3 protein-coding genes are annotated in these 1,982 nt (G+C 68.7%); all 3 read left to right on the top strand.

Annotated elements, in window-relative coordinates; genetic code table 11:
- Positions 1–495, top strand: a 495-nt coding sequence (locus AB0J58_RS44825) for a hypothetical protein (RefSeq protein WP_364227921.1), incomplete at its 5' end; no start/stop codon positions are given.
- Positions 492–809 (top strand): hypothetical protein, encoded by a 318-nt coding sequence (locus AB0J58_RS44820; RefSeq protein WP_364227918.1) that lies wholly within the window; start codon positions 492–494, stop codon positions 807–809. The genes AB0J58_RS44825 and AB0J58_RS44820, both read left to right, overlap by 4 nt.
- 87 nt (positions 810–896) lie before the next feature.
- Positions 897–1,982, top strand: a 1,086-nt coding sequence (locus AB0J58_RS44815) for an FtsK/SpoIIIE domain-containing protein (RefSeq protein WP_364227915.1), incomplete at its 3' end; no start/stop codon positions are given.

The following is a 1,982-nucleotide window of genomic DNA, read 5'->3' as shown; positions in this document are numbered from 1 at the left end:
ACCGAACGTCGGGCCGTCCCGATTGAAAGGACCATCGACATGGCCATCCAAGGCCCCATCCCGATCAGCTTCACGCAGGTCTTCCCGCACGGCTGCTACATCGTCGGCGAGGTCGAGCAGGTCAAGGACTTCGACGCCTCGTCCAAGGGCCGCACCGTCTACGCCAAGGACAAGAACACAGGCGAACTGGTGTGGCAGGTCGCGGTCATGGACGCCGACCCCACTGTCAAGGCCGGCCAGAAGACGGTCTCGATCAAGATCCTGTCCCCGGTCCAGCCGGTCGTCCCGGCCGCGCTGCCGGGCCTGCCGTTCGTGCCGGTCGAGTTCGACGGCATGACCGCCACCGCCTACGTCGGCCAGAACACCGGTCGCCTGGCCTGGTCGATCCGGGCAACGGCGATGCGCCCTCCCCGCTCCGCGACGGCTCCCTCTCGGCAGGCCGCTGCGGCTCCGGTCTCGACCAAGGAGACGGCCGGTAAGGACGTGGCCGCGTGAGCGAGCACAAGCCCTACACCTACGTCACCGCGTCGATCCACGAGGGCCTCACCCGCTTCGATGTCTCCTTCTGCACCTCGGACATGTCGGCCAAGGCGTTCGGGGGCGACGGCGAGCGACCGTTCCTGACCCTGTCCAGCACTGAGGCACAAATGACCATCACCACCACGGGCGGCGGGCCGGTCACCGAGCGGGACGTGACCCTCGCCCGGGAGATCTTCGCCGCTGCCGCGCGCTACCTCGCCGACTGCGAGCGCCTGCACACCGAACAGCCCACCAACCCCGACCAGGCCAAGCAGGACAAGGCGGCCTGACACGTAAGCGGGGCCGCCAGAAGCGCCAACTTCCGGCGGCCCCTCGGTTCTCCCTCTCACGCGAATTCAAGGAAGGCCCCCAGCCTAATGTTCAAGAAACTGCCCGGCGATGAGGCACAGCACCTCGTCTCCACCACCCCCGATACCGCCGTCGTCTTCAGTCCGGCCGTCGTCCGTACCCCGGCGATCGTCACCATTGTGATCTTCACGTGGCGGTTGCTGGCCGGTGTCCTGCGGCTGCTGTGGCGTCACCCGATCGCCTCGGCCGTCGCCCTCACCCCCGGTGTGCTCACCTACTTCTGCGGCTGGCGCTGGGGCCTCGGCTTCGTCGTCCTGGTTCCGCTCGGCCTCACCGCGTGGTGCCTGCTCGCTCGTCCATCGTTCCTGCGTCTGGTGGGCTGGCGGCTGCTGGCCTGGTGGCGGCTGGTGTGGGTCTACCGGCGGCACTGGCAACCGGTAATGATCATCTCTGGGCTCGGCCGTCATTTACGCGGCCGGGACTACCTGCCCCGCATCGTCCGAGTCACCTGTACCTCGTGGGCCGACCTGGTCACGGTGCGGATGCTCACCGGGCAGTCGGTCAAGGATTGGGCCGATCGCACCGACCATCTCGCCCACGGGTTCGGCGCTCAATCCTGCCGGGTCTCCATCGCGCGCTCGGGCCGGCTACTGCTCGTCTTCCCCCGGCGCGATCCCCTCGCCACTCCGCTTGCGGCCGTGCCGGTTCCGGCTGAGGTGTCGGTGGGGCCGGTGGAGGTCGGCATGTGCGAGGACGGCAAGCCCTGGCTGCTGAAGGTTCACGGCACTCATGTCCTGGTCGCCGGGGCCACCGGGGCGGGCAAGGGCTCGGTCATCTGGTCGACGATCCGCGGCCTGCTCCCCGCCACCCGCGCGGGCCTGGCCCAGGTGTGGGCGCTGGATCCCAAACGGATGGAACTGTCCTACGGACGCGACCTGTTCGGGGACCGCTACGCCGCCAGCCCGGCCGACTGCGCCGATCTCCTCGAATCCGCCGTGCAGATCATGCAGGAGCGGGCCGACCGCTACGCCGGACTCCAGCGCTCCCACACCCCCACCCTCGATGACCCGTTCGTCCTGGTCGTGGTCGACGAGGTGGCGTTCCTGACCGCCTACCAATCCGACAAGGGGCTGAAGCTCCGCATCTCCGCTGCC

The sequence above is a fragment of the Streptosporangium sp. NPDC049644 genome, from assembly GCF_040675205.1.
Taxonomy (GTDB): Bacteria; Actinomycetota; Actinomycetes; order Streptosporangiales; family Streptosporangiaceae; genus Streptosporangium; species Streptosporangium fukuiense.
The sequence above is the reverse complement of the archived record's forward strand: the minus strand, read 5'-3'. Positions and strand labels throughout refer to the sequence as shown.